Here is a 17,951-nt window from a genome sequence, read left to right on the forward strand (position 1 = left end):
TGTCAATCTTTGTAGCCAGTCGATGGCCAGGCAGGGCGGATTGGCTATCGGCAGTGAGGCCAATTGTCGTCAGCATGGTGGGGTGCCTTCCTCCCGTGCCCACGTTTACCGCCTGATCCAGCTGTTGATCGGGGTGTTCCTCTACGGCATCGCCACTGCCCTGATCGTGCGGGCGTCCGTGGGCGTGACGTCGTGGTCGGTGCTGACGCAGGGCCTGGAGAACCTGGTGCCGCTCTCGTTCGGGACGCTGACGATTCTCGTCAGCTTCGTGGTGCTGCTGCTCTGGTTCCCGCTGCGGCAGAAGCCGGGGCTCGGGACCGTGCTCAACGTGCTCACCATCGGCCCGTTCGCCGACCTCACGCTCGCGGTCGTCCCCGTGCCACCCACGCTGCCGGGCAAGATCTTCCTCTTCGCCGTCGGGTTGGTGCTGCTCGCCGTCGCGACCGCGTGCTACATCGGCCCGCAGTACGGCACCGGCCCCCGGGACGGGCTCATGGTCGGCCTGCACGAGCGTTTCGGCCTGCCGATCTGGAAGGCCCGCACCGTCGTCGAGGTCACCGTCGTGCTGGCCGGGGCGCTGCTCGGTGGTGACCTGGGCATCGGGACCGTGGTCAACACCCTGGCGATCGGGCCGATGGTGCACCCGCTCATGCCGATCTTCGTCCGGTTCCCCTGGGCGCCCCGGCGCGAGGAGCCGGCGGTCGAGGACGAACCTCAGGTGCTCGCGATCCGCTGGTGACCGTCCGCACCGAACTCCAGGCCGAACGGGTCGGCCGGCTTCTACTCCAGAGGCAGGCCGAAGTGCAGCGGGAAGAGCGGGTTCTCGGTGTCGCCGGGTACGTCTTCCCGGGAGGCGCGCACCGCGTCCATGGATCGCGGGATCTCGATCGGGAGCTTTCCGCGCGGGGGGATCTTCCCGGTCAGGGCGGCCAGCACGGCGGCGTCGGAGCTGCCGAAGTCGGCCACCAGCGCGGACACGAACGGCACGAGCGGGGTGAGCACGGCCGGCCGGTCGAGGGTTACGACGACCACCAGGGGGCAGTGGTCGGCGATCCGGGCCAGGCGGTGGATCAGGCCCGGGGGGAAGTCGAGTGAGCCCTGGTGGAACCAGGCTTCGAGGAACAGGTCATTGCGCGGCTCGAAGGGAGCCATCAGTCGCACCAGGGCGACGTCGGCCTGCTCCGGGGCGGCGACGGCCTCGAAGTCGTCGGTCAGCCGGATGTTCTCGCTGTACACCTTCAGGCCGGGGGACAGGGGGAGCCGGCCGGAGTTGACGAGCACCGTGGTGGAGGCCGCCTGGGCCGCGAAGCCCTGCTCCCGGAAGTCGGCCCGACCGACGATCTGCTCGGCGGCGTCCTCGTCCACGAACGGGTCGTCGAAGAGCCCGAGGCGGAACTTCACCAGCAGCAGCCGGCGCACGGATTCATCGATGCGGGATTCGGTGACCACGCCACGGTTCACGAGATCGATGAGCAGGTCGACGCATTCCTCCCCACCGAACTGGTCGCAGCCCGCGTCCACAATTTTGGCCATCCGCTCCGACGGCGAGAGCGACTCGACGCCCCAGGCGCGCGCGGGCAGCACCTGGTCGCCCACGTGGTTGTCGTTGACCAGTTCCCAGTCGGTGACCACGACGCCGTCGTAGCCGAGTTCCTCGCGCAGCAGGCCGGTCACGATCTGGCGGTTGTAGCCGAAGCCGACCTCCTCGATCGCCTCGCCGTTCACCTGCAGGCCGATCGGCATACCGTAGTAGGGCATCATCGCGGCCGTGCCCCGGCGGATGGCCTCGCGGAACGGTTTCAGGTGGTAGTCGAACATCCCACCCGGGTAGACCTGCTCGCGCCCGTACGGGAAATGCGCGTCCTCTCCGTCCTTCTGCGGTCCGCCACCGGGAAAGTGCTTGGTGGTGCAGGCCACGCCGGCCGGGCCGAGTGAGGTGCCCTGAAATCCCTCCAGATAGGCCGCGGTGAACTGGGCCACCCGGTCGGCGTCGTGCCCGAGGGTCTGTGCCTGGCGTGCCCAGCGGGGCTCGGTGGCCAGGTCGACCTGCGGGTGCAGTGCAGCCCGGATACCCACGGCCACATACTCCTGGCGGGCGACGTCGGCGAAACGGCGCACCGCGTCGAGGTCGTCGAGCGCGGCCAGGCCCAGGCCCTCGGGCCACTGGGAGAACGGGCCGGCCGAGAAGGCGACCCCGGCGTTCTCCACGAAGGCGTGGCGCGGGTCGGTGCTGATGGTGACCGGGATGCCGTGCGGCGTGGTCTCGGCCAGTGCCTGGAGCCGGTTGCTCCAGGAGGCGGCCTGTCGGGCCGTGCGGATCTCGTGCACGTTGAAGTGGTTCAGGTGCTTGCCGATCACCACGTCCGAGGTGGCCGACTTGCTGATCTTGCCGGGGGCCTCGACGAGTTCACCGTCCGCTCCGACCTCGATCACGGTCTGGAACATGAGACCGGCCTTCTCGGCCAGGCTGAGCCGGCCCAGGAGGTCTGCGGTGCGCTCCTGCGGGCTCAGCCGGGTGTCCTCGTAGGGGTCGAGAACGCCGTTGCCGTTGAGGTCACGGAACGCGAAGCCGTCGGGGGTCGTGGATGTCGGGATAGGCATGCAATGTCCTCGAAAGTAGTTACTTCAGGCCTGTGGTCGCGACGCCCTGGATGAAGTAGCGCTGCAGGGCGACGAACAGCAGCAGGATCGGCACGATGATCAGCACCGAACCGGCCAGCAGCAGGCCGTAGTTCGTGGCGTTCTGGCCGGTGGAGTACAGCGACAGGGCGACCGGCAGGGTGTACCGGTCCTCGCTCTGGGCCGCTACGAGGGGCCAGAGGAAGTTGTTCCACGACGAGAGGAATGTCAGGATGCCCAGCGTGGCCAGGGGCGGCCCGCACAGCGGCATCACGATCCGGGCGAAGATGCGCAGTTCCCCGACGCCGTCGATGCGGGCGGCCTCGAGCAGGGCCTCGGGGATGCCGAGCATGAACTGCCGCATCAGGAACACCCCGATCGGTGCGGTCAGGAACGGCAGCACCAGAGCGGCGTAGGAGTTCAGCAGGCCCATCTTGGAGACCATGACGAACAGCGGCACGAAAGTGACCACACCGGGCACCATCAGCGTGACCATGACGGTACCGAAGAGCAGCTTCTTGCCCGGGAACTCCATCTTGGCCAGGGCGTAACCGACCATCGAGCAGAACACCAGGTTGCCCACCACGGTGAGTACGGCCACGATCAGGCTGTTCGTGAAGAAGGTGCTGAAGTGCAGGTGCCCGAACCACTGGCTGTAGTTCTCGCCGGTGGGCTTCTGCGGCCACCAGGTGGGCGGCCGGCGCAGGATTTCGCCCTGGTTCTTGACCGAGCCCAGCGCCATCCAGGCGAAGGGCAGCAGCCAGGCCAGCAGACCCACGGTCAGCACGATGTAGGTGACCGTGCGGCCCTTGAAACGGAAAGACATGATGCCCCCTCAGTCCTGTGACCGCAGCAGCCGGAACTGCACCAGGCTGACCAGCGCGATGACCAGGAACAGCACGTAGCTGGCGGCCGAGGCGAGTCCGTACTCACCGAAACCGAACTGCTGGTAGGTGTAATAGGCGACCGACAGGGTGGCGTCGAGCGGCCCGCCCTTGGTCATGACGAAGGCCTCCTCGAAGAACTGGAGGTAGCCCACGGAGATCAGCACGGCACCGAGCAGCAGCGTCGGGCGCAGCAGGGGCAGCGTGACGGAGATCAGCCGGCGGAAACCTCCGGCGCCGTCCATCATCGCGGCCTCGTGCACGTCGTGCGGCACCGCCTGGAGACCGGCCAGGAAAATGATCATCAGCGTGCCGACGTTACGCCAGACCGCCATCAGGATCAGCGACGGCAGGGCCCAGGTGGAGTCGTTGAGCCAGTCCGGACCCTGGATACCGATCAGCGAGAGCGCCTGGTTGGCCAGGCCTTCCGGCTGCAGAATGTACCGCCAGACCACCGAGACGGCCACGATGCTCGTCACCACCGGGGCGTAGAAACCGACCCGGAACAGCGAGACGACGCGCCCGGAGCCGGAGTTCAGTGCCAGGGCGAGACCGAGCGCCACCGTCATGGTCAGCGGGATGCCGACCACCACGAACAGGCCGGTCACGAGCATCGCCTGACGGAACCGCGGATCGCTGAACAGGGCCGTGTACTGGTCGATCCCGACGAAATTCACGGCGAACGGCGAGCGGATGTCCCGGGCGGTGAAGTCGGTGAACGACATGCCGAACGACCCGAGTAACGGGACGAGCATGAAGATGCCGAACACCAGCACGAAGGGCAGGCAGAAACCCCAGGCGATGTAGGCCTGCTTGCGGCGGAGGCGGGAGCCCACCGTCGAGTTGACGACGGTGGGCGTCCGGGGAGAGGTCACGACAGATCAGTCCAGACCGATCGAGTCAGCCTTGGACTGAAGGTCCTTCAGGGCGTCCGCGGCCGGGGTGCCACCCCGTCGCATCTGCTCCAGCGCCTGGTCGGCCGCGGCCCCGACCTTGACCCAGGAGGTGCTCACCGGCTGGGACTTGGCGGTCTCCAGCTGCCGGCCGAACACCTGGAGGTCTTCGTCGGAGGCGAGCTCGTCCTCCTTCCAGGCGGACTGGGCCGAAGGGAGGTCGCCGGAAGCCTTGAACCAGGCGGCCTGCACGTCCGGCTTTCCCAGCCACTGCGCGAGCTTCCACGCCGCGGAGGCGTTGTCGCTGTCGTTGAACACCACCAGGTTGGCGCCACCACTGAACGAGGCCGAGCTCTTCTTCGTGGGAAGCGTTGCCACCGAGTACTTCTTGTCGAAGTCCGGGCCGCCCAGCGTGGCCAGCGAGCTGCGCATGAACGGCCCGTCGATCAGCATCGGGGTAGAGCCGTCGACGAATTCGGCCTCCTGGGCGCCGGAGGACACGTCGGCGTTGGCGTCGGCGATCTTGTCGGTGTAGAAGCTCTGATAGTACTCGTAGGCCTCGACCATCTCGGGGGTGTCGAGCGTCCACTGGTCGCCGCTGGTGAGCTCCGCGCCGTTGCTCCACGGCATCCACAGGGTGCCCTGGAACGAGTCGTTGCCCGCGGGCAGGCGGATGCCGTAGTCGGCGCCGGCCTTGGACTGCATGTCCTTGGCCATCTGCTGGAGCTCTTCCCAGGTGGTGGGCGCCTTGTCCCAGCCGGCCTTCTCGGCCAGGTCGGTGCGGTAATAGAGGACGCGGGTGTCCACGTACCAGGGAACGCCGACCTTGCGGTCGTCGCTCTCGGTGGTGTTCAGGGCGCCCTCGAAGTAGTCGCTGGTGTCCAGATCGGTGGGCACCGTGGAGAAGGCGTCGGCGAAGTCGGCCATCCAGGTCGTGCCCATCATGGCCAGGTCGGGGGTGTTGCCACCGGCGACGGCCGTCTGGATCTTGTTGTGTGCGGCGTCCCAGGGAATCGCCGTGACCTCGATGTTCACGTCCGGGTTGGCCTTCTCGAACTCCTTGACGAAGTCCGGCAGCAGCTCGCCCTCGGTGCCCATGGCCCAGATGGTGATGTCACCGGTCGCGGGGTCGGAGCCGATGGTGGACGCGGCGGCGGAGGTGCCGGTACCGGCGTCCTCGGCGCGTCCACAGGCGGTCAGGCCCAGGGTGGCGGTGAGCGCGAGTGCCAGGGCACTGCGCGCGGTCGTCCTTCTCACAAGTTCCTCCTCGAACATGCAACGCGTCCCCGCTTCGCCAATCTATACGTTTAGATCGACGGCCCCATGCTGGCACGCAGGGCCCCTCCGCGCCAAGGGGCACACCGTCGCGGAATGGTCTCAGCGGTGCGAAAACCCTTGACGGATAGGGCAAAGGCGGATCAATCCGGACAGATCAGCAGCCGCAGCTGGCCCGGGTCTCCAAGCTGGTACCCAACTGCACCGTGCGTCCGGTGACCACGTCGTCCTCTGCTTCGAGCATGAGCAGCTGGGCGGCCACCCGCCCCATCGCCTCCATCGGCTGGCGCACGGTGGTCAGCGGCGGGTGCGACAGCAGCCCGGCCAGGATGCCGTCGAAGCCGGTGACGATCACGTCGCCCGGCACCGACACCCCCTCGCGCCGCAACAGGTCGAGCAGCTCCACGGCGAGCTGGTCGCTGGCGCACACCAGGGCCTGGGGAAGGCTGCCTGACCGCAGCCGCTGGAGTACCCCGGTGAAGGCCGGACCCCGGCCGAGATCGGCGTCGTCGCAGATCTTCTGGGGTGCCCGGACGCCGAGCTGGCGGAGGGTGTGCTGAAAACCCAGGAATCGTTCCAGGTAGTCGTGGGCCATGGTTCCCCCGACGAACTCCAGATCCTGCACCCCGTGCTCGCGCACCAGATGGGTGACGAGATCGCCCATTCCACCTTGGTTGTCGACGAGCACGTGGTGGTACTGGTCGTCGGTGGAGGGAAGGCTGAACAGCACGACCGGCATGTTCAGGGTGACCTCCTGCAGCGACGCCGCGGCGGAGAGGCCAGGGAAGATGGCCAGACCGTCCACCCGCCCGGCGGTCTCGGTGAGGGCCCCCGAGGAGGGGTCGCCCCGCCCGACCAGCACCGGCCGGCCGTGCCGGCGGGCCTCCAGCTCGAAACCCCGCTGCACCTCGTCGACATAGAGTGGGTAGGCGCGGATGTCGGCCCGCTGCCCGTCCGCGATGTCGGACCAGGGAATCACGGACCGGTCCAGGTCCAGCGGCCTCGCCGGTGACGCCCCGGAGGTCGCCACCTCGTGCAGCGGCCGCTCCAGCAGGAACTCGTACGAGTGCAGGCCCAGCGCGCCGGTCTTGCCCCGCACCAGCCCTCGCGCCGAGGCGCTGGGGATGTACCCGATCTCCTTGGCGGCCGCCAGCACCGTCTGCCGGGTCTCGGGGCGCACCTGGTCGGGGCGCCGGAACGAGAACGACACCGTGGCGATGGAGACGCCGGCCAGCTTGGCGACGTCATGAACCGTGGGACGGCGGCGTGCGGCCACTGAGCACCTCCGCTCGATCGGCATGGTTGTCCGGAACGGCAGGTTAATGGACGCCGGTGGTCACCGGGTCTCTCGGCCCGGCGGAGATCCACGGGATGATCAAGGAAGGAGCGGAGGTATACCCTTCTTTCCCGTGAGCCGCCGGCCATCAAGAAACGATGTAGCGGGTGGGGCGGGTGAAGGGGGCCCGATGGCCAACCACCGCATCGTTGTGCTCGTGCTCGAGGGGGCCAAGCCGCTGGACGTCGGTATTCCGGCGCAGGTGTTCGCGAACCGCCCGACCATGCCCTACGAGGTGCGGGTGTGCGGGGCCGCACCCGGGCTGGTGACCGGGGGCAACGGGCTGTCTTATCATGTGGCCGAGGGGTTGTCGGCGCTGGAACAGGCCGACACCATTTTCATCCCCGGCTATCGCGATCCGGTGAACACGCCGCCGCCGGCGTCGGTCGTGGGTGCCCTGCTGGAGGCCCGGGAGCGGGGGGCCCGGCTGGCCGCGATCTCGACCGGTGCCTTCGCCCTGGCGGCGACCGGCCTGCTCGACGGGCGGCGGGCCACGACCCACTGGCACTACACGAAGGCGCTGGCGCAGCGGCACCCGATGATCCAGGTCGACGAGAACGTGCTGTTCGTCGACGAGGGGCAGGTGCTCACCTCGGCCGGGGCGGCCTCGGGCATCGACCTGTGTCTGCACCTGGTGCGCCTCGACCACGGGGTGGCACTCTCGAACGAGGTCGCGCGCCGTGTGGTGGCCGCGCCCTTCCGCAGTGGTGGCCAGGCGCAGTACGTGCCCAGCGTGGTGCCCGAGACGGTGGGCCAGCTGTTCGCGGAGACCCGGCAGTGGGCGCTGGAACGCCTGGCCGAGCACCTCACCCTGGAAGACATGGCGCGCCACGCGGGCGTTTCGGTGCGGACGTTCTCCCGGCGGTTCGCCGAGGCCACCGGTCACACGCCGATGCGGTGGGTGCTGCGGGCCCGGATCGACGCCGCCCGGGAGCTCCTCGAACGGTCCGACCTCGGGATCGAGGAGATCGCCGTGCGCGTCGGCCTGGGCACCGGATCGAACCTGCGCCTGCACTTCCAGCGGATTCTCGGCACCTCGCCCAGCGAGTACCGGCACACTTTCTCGGCCTGATCGGTTCAGGGCCGGAGAAGGTCCTCCCCCCAGACACTCTCGCGCACGTACTTCAGGATTGGCACAGGGTCCTCCTGCTTCGGATCCTTCCTGCTTCGGCCCTGGTCGGCGCCATTTCTGGCGCGATCCTTGCGCTGAATGGCAAAACTACTGGCCATATCCTTGCGCATGATGGCTTTCAAGCCACTTTTGTGTCCGTGCGGGATTCCCCAAGATGAGATCAGGAACGAGAGGGGACACTTCGCATGACTCGCATCGCCGTCAACGGGTTCGGCCGGATCGGCCGAAACACCTTGCGCGCCATCCTGGAACGCGACAGCAAGCTCGAGGTGGTCGCCATCAACGACCTGACCGCGCCGTCGGTGCTGGCCCACCTGCTCACGTACGACAGTGCTTTGGGACGTCTGAACGCACCGGTGTCGCTCGAGGACGGTGATCTCGTGGTCGGTGAGCGGCGGATCAAGGTGCTCGCCGAGCGCGATCCGGCGGACCTGCCCTGGGCCGAGCTGGGGGTGGACATCGTGCTGGAGTCAACCGGCCGTTTCACCCAGGCCGAGGCCGCGCGCGCCCATGTCGCGGCCGGTGCGAAAAAGGTTCTGGTCAGCGCTCCTTCCGAAGGAGCAGACGTCACCCTCGCCTACGGCGTCAACACCGAGGCCTACGACCCGGCCCAGCACGTGATCGTCTCGAATGCCTCGTGCACGACGAACGCGCTGGCCCCCCTGGCTGCCGTGCTCGATGAACTGGCGCACATCGAGCACGGCTTCATGACCACCGTGCACGCCTACACACAGGAGCAGAACCTGCAGGACGGTCCGCACCGCGACCTGCGGCGAGCCCGGGCCGCGGGCGTCAACATCGTGCCCACCACCACGGGTGCGGCCAAAGCCATCGGTAAGGTGCTGCCCAACCTGGACGGCAAACTGGCCGGGGATTCGATCCGCGTCCCGGTGCCGGTAGGTTCACTCGTCGAGCTGAACACCTACGTCGAGCGCGAGGTCTCGCGCGAGGAGGTGCTGCTGGCCTACCGCACCGCTGCCGACGGCAGGCTGCGCGGCATTCTCGACTACTCCGACGAACCACTGGTGTCGAGCGACATCACCGGGCAACCCGCGTCCTCCATCTTCGATGCCGCCCTGACCCGCGTGGACGGCCGGCACATCAAGGTCGTGGCCTGGTACGACAACGAGTGGGGCTTCTCGCACCGGGTGGTCGACACGCTGGAGCTGATGGTGGCGTGACGAACATTCGACAGATCACCGGCCGGCAACCTGCTCGACTTCCAGGAATTCATGATCGCACCGCTCGGGCGAGACCGAGGACACCACCATCGCCGACCTGGCGGTCGGAACCGGGTGCGGTCAGATCAAGACCGGATCGCTGTCCCGGTCCGAGCGCACGGCGAAGTTCAACCAGCTGATCCGGATCGAGGAGGAACTCGGATCGTCGGCCGTGTACGCGGGGCGCCGGGCCCTGTTCGTGCGTTCCTGAGGGCCGGTGCGTCCCGGAGCCGTCAGCCCGGTGCGACCGAGGCCAGCATCTGGTCGGCCAGATCTGAGCGTCGGTAAAGCACCGAGCGGCCGTCCCGGACCGCGACCAGCAGCCCGGCCGAGCGCAGTGCCCGCAGGTGCTGGTTGACCGCGGTGGGTGTGACGCCCAGCTTGAGCGCCAGTTCGGTGGAGGACGCGGGGGCCGCCAGGCGTTGCAGGAGGGCGGCCCGGTGGGAACCGAGGACGCCGGCCAGGGCTGCGGAGGTCGGGGGCGGAGCGCTCTCCCAGAGGGTGGCGCTGCCCCGGGCCAGGTAGATGATCGTGGAGAGTTCGTCCGGGGAGACCGCGACGCAGACCGCGCTGGTCCACAGGGTCGGAACCAGGGTGAGACCCTGGTCGGCCCGACCGGACCAGACCGTTCCGGGTCCCGTGCGCACCTCGATGCCCTCGTCGTCCATCCGCACCCGGTCGGTCAGGTCGGCGAACATCGCGGCCAGGCCGTGCTGCGCGATCTGACGACCCCGATAGGTGACGTCCGCCTCCAGCACCGCTCGCATTCGCGGCCAGTCGGGGGCGAAACACAGCTCCCAATAGCCGTTCAGGGCGCTGACGACCCGCTGCAGCGCGTTGTCCCCGCGCAGGACCTCAGGGATCTGCGCATCGGTTTCGTAGGTCGCGAGCAGGCCTTGGGCGACGGTGGCGGCCGGGGTCGAGGACAGCCGGGCCAGTTCGTCCTCGAAGCGGGTCAGGGGTGAGGACGGTTGCGGGGTGAGGAAATCGGGCACCCAGTTGCGCGGCGAGACCAGCGCTCCCAGGGCCTCGGTGTCGAGCTGTTCGTGCAGTGGGCGGGTGCGGCGGAACCACGACAGATGGAGGGGATAGCGGCCCGGGTCGCGCCAGCTGCGCAGCGACAGCACCAGCTCGTTGAGGGGCGAGATGGCGAAGCGCACACCCGCCAGGGCGGAACCCGTCAATTCGTAACGCACCACCATGAAGCACAACGCTACAGGGATCGCGGGAGAGGCGGGATCGGTCTGCACTGAGCCCATGTCTACCGCGAGCGACCGGCGTGATCCGGTCCTTCACGCGCTGTTGCTCTCCTCGGCCGCCAGCGCCACGTCCCTCGGCCTGACCTTCAGCCTCACCGCGCTGTACCTGACCCGGGTGGCCGGGATCGGCACCCACGCGGTCGGAATCGGCCTGACCGCCGCCGGGATCTTCGCCATCGCCACGACGTTCGTGGCCGGCCACCTCAGCGACCGGTACGGGGCGCGGGCGGTGATGACCGCTGCCGCCGTGATCCGGGCGGCCGCGCTGATCGGGTACTGCCTGCTCGACGGGGATGTCGTGGCCTTCGGGCTGCTGGCGTGCGTGCTGCTGGGAGCCGGCGGTGTCCAGGGCACGGCCAAGGTCGCTCTCGTCGCGCAGGTCTTCGCCGGATCGGAGCGGACCTCGATGCGCGCCCGGATCCGGGTGATCACGAACATCTTCGTCGCCGTGGGTTCCGGCCTGGGCGCGATCACCCTGGCCGTCGGCACCGCCCCGGCCTACCGGGTTGCCCTGGTCGCGGCGGCGGTCCTGGTGCTGGGGTCGGTCGTGCCGTTGGCTCCGCTTCCCCTGCAGGGCGCCGTCACCACACACGCTCCGGGCGGATCCGCGCCGCTGCGGGATCGCCGCTATCTGGCCGTTGCGGCCCTGAACGGCGTCATCCACGTGCAGTTCGAGGTGCTGACCCTGGGCATGCCGCTGTGGGTGGCTGCCCGGACCCAGGCCCCGGAGGCGTTGATCGGGGTGCTGATCGTGCTCAACACCGGTGTGGTGACGGCGTTGCAGATCCCGGCCACCCGGATGGTCACCGATGTGCGCCGGGCCGGGCGCACGGTGTTCGCCGCCACCGGCCTGCTGGCCCTGGCCTGCGTCCTCTACCCGACCGCCGCCGCCTTCGGCGCCGTGGCCGCCACGGCTGTCCTGGTCACCGCGGTGGCGGTGCACTCCCTGGGCGAGGTGCTGTCCGAGGCCGGCGGCTGGGAGCTGGCTTTCGAGCTCGCCGACCCGGCGCGGCCCGGCGCCTACCAGGGTCTGAGCGCGACCGGCGCGGCGGTGGGCGCGGCCCTGGCGCCGGTGGTGATCACCTCCAGCGCGATCGCCCACGGGTTACCCGGCTGGTTGTTGCTCGGAGGCGTCTTCGTCTCGGCCGGGGCGGGCACCCGGACACTGAGCCGAAGGACGACGGAACCACCGGTGACTGCCGTGAACGAGCCTCTCGGAAAAGGAGTCTCAGGCGGTCTGGGAGCTCAGGTGGGCGGCGCGGCGGCGGGGGACGGTGGTCAGGAAGCCTAGGACGGGACCGGCCGCGAAACTGACGGCGCTGACCGAGGTCAGGATCACCGGCGGCTGTCCCAGGAGTTCCCAGCCGGCGACACCGGGCCAGCCACCGATGCGGAGGTAGGCCAGCGCCATCAGCAGGAGAACGGCGGCGCAGCTCAGGGTGGCCAGGCCGGTCTGCCACCCGTTCAGCGAGGTGCCGGCGACCGTGCATCCAGCGACCAGGAGGGCCCAGCCGGTTGCGACGACGAGCGCAGGACGCTCCGGGTTGCCCATCATGGGGACCTGGGCGGTCAGGCACACGCCGGCCACGATCACGAACAGGGAGGAGTCCGAGAGTGAACGCGGCGGACCTCCGGAGGTCTCGTGATCGCTGAGGACACCTGCGTGACCGAGGCGCCGGGACGTCCACCATGTGCCGGTTGCCAGAAGGCCCGCCAGGGCTGCGCCGACGACCAGATGCCAGGTGTAGGTGGTGTCGTACGAATCGTCGTCGCGCAGAAACGACTCGGAGAGCGGCGCGGCGACCAGGGTCATCGGGCCGGCCACCGCTCCGATCAGTGCCGCGACGGCCAGGGCGACGCGTCCGCGAGTGACCAGGAGAACGGCCGCGGCGATCGCGATCAGACCGGTGCCCGTCATCGCGGCCGTGTGCAGGGGGAGCGACTCCAGTTCCAGCCCATCAGCGATTCCCTGCGCCGCCCACCACGACCGGGCGGCATGCTGGCCCCGCCAGCTGATGCTGCCGACCAGGAGCGCGAGCGAGGCCGTCGCGACCAGCGCACCCGCCGCCACGTCGGACCTCGATCCGTCGACGTCGTCCATCCCACGCCCCTCGACCGGACCGGCGCATTCCTGAGGGAAGCCGCATGACCTGACCACGACGTCCTCACGCAGGAAACGGCCCGCCTCCCCCGGAAGGGGAGGCGGGCCGCTACCGGGACGATCAGAAGTCGAAGTCCGCGATGTTGTCCTTGTTGAACCCGGTCGGGTCGCCGAGCAGCACCGTGTTGTCGGCGCCGACGGTGTAGTCGCCGAGGTCACCGGCGGTGAACTTGTCACCCTCCTTGCCGGTGATCTCGCCGTTGGCCAGGGCGACCGCGGCGTAGGCGGCAAGGGTGCCGAGGTCGGTGGGGTTCCACAGGTAGAACTCGGTGACCGTGCCGTCCTCGACGAACTTGCGCATCTGGTTCGGGGTACCGAGACCGGTCAGCGCCACCTTGCCCTTGGACTTGGAGGTGGACAGGTACCGGGCCGCGGCGGCGATACCCACCGTGGTCGGGCTGATGATGCCCTTCAGGTTCGGGTGGTTCTTCAGCAGGGCGGCGGTCTTGTCGAACGACGTCTGGTCGTCGTCGTTGCCGTAGACCGTGTCGACGAGCTTGATGTTCGGGTGGTCGGCCTCGAGGTCCTTCTTCATCAGGTCGATCCAGGCGTTCTGGTTCGTCGCGTTGGCCGAGGCCGAGAGGATCGCGATCTCGCCGGAGTCACCGATCTGCTCGGCGAGGCCGTCGACCTGGGCCTTCGCGATGCCCTCGGGGGAGGCCTGGTTCACGAAGAGGTCGCGGTACTGGGCCTCGGTGTCGGAGTCGAACGTGACGATCTTCGTGCCGGACGACTTGGCCTGGGTCAGGGCCGAGCCGACGGCCTTGGGGTCGTTGGCCGAGAGCACGATGGCGCTGGCGTGCTGCTGGGCGGCGGTGTTGATGTACTGCACCTGCGCGTCGGGGCTGGCCGTCTGCGGGCCGACCTCGGAGAAGGTGCCGCCGAGGGCCTCGACGGCCTTCTTGCCGCCGGCGTCGCTGGCGTCGAAGTACGGGTTGCCCAGGTTCTTGGGCAGGAAGACGATGCTCAGCGCCTTGTCGCCGGAATCGCCGGACCCGCCGTCACCGGAGGAGCCGGTGTCGGCCTTGCCGCAGGCGGTCATGGTCAGGGCGAGGGACAGAGTTGCCACTCCGAGGAGGGCGGTGCGCCGATCTAGCAGCCGGGTGAGGGTCCGCATGACAGGTTGTCCTTTCACTTCACTGTGAACTGACGCTAGAAGGCGTCTGTGTGGGCCGCTGGACGCGGTGTCGCCTGGCCTGGGATCCGCGGATGTCGGAGATCCACGCCAGGAGACTGGTGGAGAGCACGGACAGCACGAGCAGCAGTCCGATGATGATGTTGATGACGTTCACGGTGACGCCCTCCAGCCGCAGGGCACTGGAGAGGGCACCGATGAGGAGCACGCCGGCGATGACGCCGGGCAGCTTGCCCCGGCCACCGAAGATCGACACACCGCCGAGCAGGACGGCTGCGATCACCTGGAGTTCGAGGCCGGTGGCGTTGTCGCCACGGGCACTGCCGAACCGCAGGGTGTAGAAGATGCCGGCCAGCGCGGAGAGCGTGCCGGTCAGGACGAACAGGATCATCTTGGTGCGCTGCACGTTGACGCCGGTGAACTCGGCCGCCTCGGGGCTCAGCCCGATGTCGTAGATGCCGCGGCCGAAGGGCGAGAAGTGCAGCAGCGCGATGAAGATCGCTGCGAGGACGACGAACACCATCATGAACGTCGGGATGCCGGTCGAACCCAGAACTTTGGACGTCAGTTCCGTCCAGTTCGCGGGGAAGTCGGTGACCGCCGTGGTGCCGAGCAGCCCGACCGCGATCCCACGGTAGAGGGCGAGCGTACCGATGGTCACTGCCAGCGAGGGTAGCCCCACGTAGGCCACCAGGAAACCGTTGACCACGCCGCAGGCCACGCCCACCACCAGCGCGGTGAGGCAGGCCAGCGGCATGCCCACGCCGTGCTGCACGAGCAGTCCCAGAACGGCACTGGAGAGACCGACGACGGACGCGACGGACAGGTCGATCTCGCCGGTCACGATCACGAGGGTCATCGGCAGGGCGATGAGCAGGACCGTCGTCATGTCGACGAGGATGTAGGTCAGGGTCAGGGTGTCACCGAAGTACGGGATGTTGCTGTAGCCGTACAGCCAGATGATGATCAGCAGGGCGATGACGCCGGCCTCCCGGCCGATGAGCAGTCGCCGCCACAGGGGGTGGGCGTACGAGGGATAGGTGCGTTCGCTCATGACTCGTCCCTCGCTTCGATCAGTTTGCGCGCCTGGCGGGCGGCGAGCACCCGGTCGAGCACGATGGCGGCGATGATCAGCGCACCCACCAGGGCCTGCTGCCAGAAGTCGGAGATCCCGACCATGGGCAGCGCGCTGTTGATCGTCATCAGTAGTCCCGCGCCGATGGCGGCGCCCCAGGCCGTGCCGGAGCCACCGAAGATGGCCACTCCACCGACCACGGCGGCCGCGACGGCCTGGAACTCGATCCCGGTACCGGCGCTGGAGTTGACCGTGCCGTAGCGGGCGGCGAACACCACCCCGGCCAGGCCGGCCAGGGCGCCGCTGAGGATGAAGGCGCCGACCACACGGCGGTTCACCGGCAGGCCGTAGAGCACGGCGGCCTCCGGGTCGGAGCCGACGGCGTAGAGCTCACGGCCCGATCGGGCGGTCTGCAGGTAGTAGCCGACAGCCACCACGATCACCAGGGCGATGATGAAAAGCACCGGGATGGTGAGAATCTGGGCGGTTCCGAGCTTGAGGAAACCGTCGGGCATCTGCGAGGCGCTGATCAGGCTGGAACCGGCCCAGGTGAGCACGATGCCGCGGAAGATGTACTGCGTGCCCAGGGTGATCACCAGGGCGGGCACCTTGCCGTAGGCCACCACCACACCGTTGATCAGGCCCAGCCCGGCGCCGGCCGCGCTGCCGATCACGAAGGCCAGCACCGGCGGCATACCCGGGTGGGTGATGAACAGTTCACCGGTCAGCCAGGCGCTCAGGCCGAGGATCGACCCGACCGACAGGTCGACGTTCCGGGTGATGATCACGACCGTCTGGCCGGCGGCCAGCAGCAGCAGGATCGTGGGGGTCAGCAGCAGGTCGCGCCAGCCGTCGGAGCTGAACACGAAGTCCGGGCTCTTGAGGGCCGCGGCCGCCACGACAATCAGCAGCACGATCGCGACGGACAGTTCCCGCGAGCGCAGAAGGGTTTTCAGCAGCCGGGTGCGGGTGGGCAGGGCGCTGGGCTCGAGCAGCAGGGCAGTGCCCTCATCAGTGGTCGTGTGGGTCATCGGGCCATCTCCTGGCTGCCTGAGCTGGATGTGGCGGCGTGCATGACGGTCTCCGGGGTGGCCTGGTCACGGGAAAGATCGGCGGTGAGCCGGCCCTCGCTGACGACCAGCACCCGGTCGGCCATACCCAGCACCTCGGGCAGTTCCGACGAGATCATCAAGATCGCCAGGCCCTGCCCCGCCAGCTCCGAGAGCAGCCGGTGCACTTCGGACTTGGTGCCGACGTCGATGCCGCGGGTGGGCTCGTCGATGATCAGCAGGTCGGGTTTCGTGGCCAGCCACTTGGCAATGACCACCTTCTGCTGGTTACCGCCGCTCATGGTCTTCGCCGGGGCGTCGAGCGAGCTGGTCTTGACCTCGAGGCGGGCGGCCCAGGGGGCCACGGCCTTGTTCTCCTGCCCGCGGGTGAGCAGGCCGCCCCGGGCCAGACCACGCCGGATCACCCCGGCGATGTTCTCGGCGACCGAGGCGTCGGTGACCAGACCCTGCTTGCGCCGGTCCTCGGGGATGAAGGCCATGCCCGAGCGGATGGCCGCGCGAGGGTTCTTGGCGGGCACGGGGGTGCCGTTCATGGTCACCGTGCCGCTGTCGTAGCGGTCGACACCGAACACGGCGCGGGCAATCTCGCTGCGCCCGGCCCCGACCAGTCCGGCCAGGCCGACGATCTCGCCACGGCGGACGGTGAAGGAGACGTCGTGGAAGACGCCGGCCGACTGCAGTCCCTCGACCTTCAGCACCACGTCACCGATCTGCGTGTCCTGCTTGGGGAAGAGCTCGGCGACCTCGCGACCGACCATCAGGTTGACCATCTCCGTGACGGTGGTCTCCGCGATCGGCCGGGTGCCGATGTACGAGCCGTCGCGCATCACGGTGACGGCGTCGCACAGGTCGAACACCTCGTCGAAGCGGTGGGAGATGAAGACCAGTGCCCGGCCCTCGTCGCGCAGCCGGCGGGCCACGGTGAACAGTCGCTCGACCTCGACGCCGGACAGGGCCGCGGTCGGCTCGTCCATGATGAGTACCCGGGCGTCCAGCGAGATGGCCTTGGCGATCTCGATGATCTGCTGATCGGCGATCGACAGGCCCAGGGCCGGGCGGCGCGGGTCGATGTGCACGCCGAGACCCTGGAAGAGCTTCTCGGCCTCGCGGTACATCGTGGCCTTGTCGATGCGCCGCAGGCGGCCGAGGATCTGGCGGCCCATGAAGATGTTCTCGGTGACCGACAGGTCGGGGAACAACGTCGGTTCCTGATAGATCACGGCGATGCCGGCGGCCTTGGACTCCGCGGTGGAACCGAAGTCGACGGCCTGACCGTCGAGGAGGAAGTCGCCGCCGTCGCGGCGGTGCACCCCCGCCACGATCTTGACGAGAGTTGACTTACCGGCGCCATTTTCGCCGACCAGCGCATGGATCGAGCCGGACTGGACGGTCAGGCTGCCCGAGCGCAGGGCGGCGACGGGGCCGAAGTTCTTCGACACGCCCGTTAACTGCAGGGCGGCCTGGGGTGGGCTGTCCATGAGCACCTTGCCTCGTTGAAAGGATTCAAATGCAGAACGTAGGGTTGCTGATTACCGGTGTCAAGCAACGGTTTGTATCGTTCGGTGGACGGGGGAACGTCCGCCGGTGGCACGGGTGCCGAGGGGTCGCACCTGTCCTCCGGCATCACTGATCGGCAGTTTCCGGGCATCGCCGTGAATGTCGAATGCCTTTCCGGGGCATCGGCTTTCCAGGTTTCGCCGGAACCGGTGCGGCGGAGGAAGGCGACTATCCGTGGGGGTGTGGGGCTGGGTTCGTCTCGGTGGCCGGGGTGAATGCCGACACAGGACGCGCCGGTCGGCGACGGTGGTCGGCCTGCCGGAGCGGGGTGGGCCGGCTGGAGTGGTCTGCCGGTGATCGCGTCATGAAGCAGACCGGGGTCGGGTCGGCTCCGC

General features: G+C 68.6%; 15 protein-coding genes and 1 pseudogene. 5 read left to right on the forward strand and 11 right to left on the reverse strand.

The annotated features are described in order from the left end of the window. Positions 1 to 82 precede the first annotated feature (82 nt). Positions 83 to 739, forward strand: a complete 657-nt coding sequence (gene yczE / locus QSK05_RS11555) for a membrane protein YczE (protein WP_285596959.1) — start codon at positions 83 to 85, stop codon at positions 737 to 739. 41 nt (positions 740 to 780) lie between these two features. Here yczE and QSK05_RS11560 read toward each other — a convergent pair whose 3' ends face one another. The 5 genes from QSK05_RS11560 to QSK05_RS11580 form a co-directional block, all read right to left on the reverse strand. Next, positions 781 to 2,601 (reverse strand): glycoside hydrolase family 3 protein, encoded by a 1,821-nt coding sequence (locus tag QSK05_RS11560; RefSeq protein ID WP_285596961.1) that lies wholly within the window; start codon positions 2,599 to 2,601, stop codon positions 781 to 783. A gap of 19 nt (positions 2,602 to 2,620) precedes the next feature. Next, positions 2,621 to 3,445 (reverse strand): carbohydrate ABC transporter permease, encoded by an 825-nt coding sequence (locus QSK05_RS11565; RefSeq protein ID WP_285596963.1) that lies wholly within the window; start codon positions 3,443 to 3,445, stop codon positions 2,621 to 2,623. Between the two features lie 9 nt (positions 3,446 to 3,454). Beyond that, the gene (locus tag QSK05_RS11570; RefSeq protein WP_285596965.1) at positions 3,455 to 4,378 is read right to left on the reverse strand and encodes a carbohydrate ABC transporter permease; all 924 of its coding nucleotides are present in this window, start codon (positions 4,376 to 4,378) and stop codon (positions 3,455 to 3,457) included. Between the two features lie 6 nt (positions 4,379 to 4,384). Further along, entirely contained in the window at positions 4,385 to 5,653 is a 1,269-nt protein-coding gene (locus QSK05_RS11575; protein ID WP_285596967.1) for an extracellular solute-binding protein, read from the reverse strand. 175 nt (positions 5,654 to 5,828) lie between these two features. Beyond that, complete coding sequence (locus tag QSK05_RS11580; protein WP_285596969.1) at positions 5,829 to 6,947, reverse strand: LacI family DNA-binding transcriptional regulator; 1,119 nt, start codon at positions 6,945 to 6,947, stop codon at positions 5,829 to 5,831. Positions 6,948 to 7,137: 190 nt separating this feature from the next. Here QSK05_RS11580 and QSK05_RS11585 point away from each other — a divergent pair, with 190 nt between their 5' ends. From QSK05_RS11585 to eno, 3 genes and pseudogenes are all read left to right on the forward strand, one after another. Then, positions 7,138 to 8,079, forward strand: a complete 942-nt coding sequence (locus tag QSK05_RS11585) for a GlxA family transcriptional regulator (protein WP_285596972.1) — start codon at positions 7,138 to 7,140, stop codon at positions 8,077 to 8,079. Positions 8,080 to 8,324: 245 nt separating this feature from the next. After that, the gene (gene gap / locus QSK05_RS11590) at positions 8,325 to 9,320 is read left to right on the forward strand and encodes a type I glyceraldehyde-3-phosphate dehydrogenase (RefSeq protein ID WP_285596974.1); all 996 of its coding nucleotides are present in this window, start codon (positions 8,325 to 8,327) and stop codon (positions 9,318 to 9,320) included. Positions 9,321 to 9,375: 55 nt separating this feature from the next. Continuing rightward, positions 9,376 to 9,570 (forward strand): annotated as a pseudogene (gene eno / locus QSK05_RS11595) (phosphopyruvate hydratase); the annotation flags it as partial. A 22-nt stretch (positions 9,571 to 9,592) separates the two neighbouring features. On the opposite strand, the gene QSK05_RS11600 reads toward eno, so the two are convergent. Then, positions 9,593 to 10,561: an ArsR/SmtB family transcription factor gene (locus QSK05_RS11600; RefSeq protein ID WP_285596976.1), complete on the reverse strand. Its 969-nt coding sequence runs from the start codon at positions 10,559 to 10,561 to the stop codon at positions 9,593 to 9,595. 55 nt (positions 10,562 to 10,616) lie between these two features. Between QSK05_RS11600 and QSK05_RS11605 the strand changes: the two genes are divergently transcribed. Then, on the forward strand, positions 10,617 to 11,909 hold the full coding sequence (locus QSK05_RS11605; RefSeq protein WP_285596978.1) for an MFS transporter: 1,293 nt from the start codon (positions 10,617 to 10,619) through the stop codon (positions 11,907 to 11,909). Here QSK05_RS11605 and QSK05_RS11610 read toward each other — a convergent pair. From QSK05_RS11610 to QSK05_RS11630, 5 genes are all read right to left on the reverse strand, one after another. After that, positions 11,847 to 12,719, reverse strand: coding sequence for a hypothetical protein (locus QSK05_RS11610; RefSeq protein ID WP_285596980.1), 873 nt, complete (start codon positions 12,717 to 12,719; stop codon positions 11,847 to 11,849). The two genes, QSK05_RS11605 and QSK05_RS11610, sit on opposite strands and share 63 nt — an antisense overlap. A gap of 121 nt (positions 12,720 to 12,840) precedes the next feature. After that, the gene (rhaS, locus tag QSK05_RS11615) at positions 12,841 to 13,896 is read right to left on the reverse strand and encodes a rhamnose ABC transporter substrate-binding protein (protein WP_285596982.1); all 1,056 of its coding nucleotides are present in this window, start codon (positions 13,894 to 13,896) and stop codon (positions 12,841 to 12,843) included. A gap of 19 nt (positions 13,897 to 13,915) precedes the next feature. Continuing rightward, a complete protein-coding gene (locus QSK05_RS11620) occupies positions 13,916 to 14,968 on the reverse strand; it encodes an ABC transporter permease (protein WP_285596985.1) in 1,053 nt (350 codons plus the stop codon). Next, a complete protein-coding gene (locus QSK05_RS11625) occupies positions 14,965 to 16,020 on the reverse strand; it encodes an ABC transporter permease (RefSeq protein WP_285596987.1) in 1,056 nt (351 codons plus the stop codon). The genes QSK05_RS11620 and QSK05_RS11625 overlap by 4 nt, the downstream gene beginning before the upstream one ends. Beyond that, positions 16,017 to 17,537 carry a sugar ABC transporter ATP-binding protein gene (locus QSK05_RS11630; RefSeq protein ID WP_285596989.1) on the reverse strand — a complete coding sequence of 507 codons (1,521 nt, stop codon included), beginning with the start codon at positions 17,535 to 17,537 and terminating at the stop codon, positions 16,017 to 16,019. The genes QSK05_RS11625 and QSK05_RS11630 overlap by 4 nt, the downstream gene beginning before the upstream one ends. Positions 17,538 to 17,951: the final 414 nt, after the last annotated feature.

This window comes from Kineosporia sp. NBRC 101731 (genome assembly GCF_030269305.1).
GTDB lineage: Bacteria > Actinomycetota > Actinomycetes > Actinomycetales > Kineosporiaceae > Kineosporia.

Bases quoted from the DNA above. Each gene is read 5' to 3' on its own strand.
- QSK05_RS11560 (WP_285596961.1), bottom strand. From the start codon at position 2,601: ATGCCTATCCCGACATCCACGACCCCCGACGGCTTCGCGTTCCGTGAC.
- QSK05_RS11565 (WP_285596963.1), bottom strand. From the start codon at position 3,445: ATGTCTTTCCGTTTCAAGGGCCGCACGGTCACCTACATCGTGCTGACC.
- QSK05_RS11585 (WP_285596972.1), top strand. From the start codon at position 7,138: ATGGCCAACCACCGCATCGTTGTGCTCGTGCTCGAGGGGGCCAAGCCG.
- gap (WP_285596974.1), top strand. From the start codon at position 8,325: ATGACTCGCATCGCCGTCAACGGGTTCGGCCGGATCGGCCGAAACACC.
- QSK05_RS11600 (WP_285596976.1), bottom strand. From the start codon at position 10,561: ATGGTGGTGCGTTACGAATTGACGGGTTCCGCCCTGGCGGGTGTGCGC.
- QSK05_RS11605 (WP_285596978.1), top strand. From the start codon at position 10,617: ATGTCTACCGCGAGCGACCGGCGTGATCCGGTCCTTCACGCGCTGTTG.
- QSK05_RS11610 (WP_285596980.1), bottom strand. From the start codon at position 12,719: ATGGACGACGTCGACGGATCGAGGTCCGACGTGGCGGCGGGTGCGCTG.
- rhaS (WP_285596982.1), bottom strand. From the start codon at position 13,896: ATGCGGACCCTCACCCGGCTGCTAGATCGGCGCACCGCCCTCCTCGGA.
- QSK05_RS11620 (WP_285596985.1), bottom strand. From the start codon at position 14,968: ATGAGCGAACGCACCTATCCCTCGTACGCCCACCCCCTGTGGCGGCGA.
- QSK05_RS11625 (WP_285596987.1), bottom strand. From the start codon at position 16,020: ATGACCCACACGACCACTGATGAGGGCACTGCCCTGCTGCTCGAGCCC.
- QSK05_RS11630 (WP_285596989.1), bottom strand. From the start codon at position 17,537: ATGGACAGCCCACCCCAGGCCGCCCTGCAGTTAACGGGCGTGTCGAAG.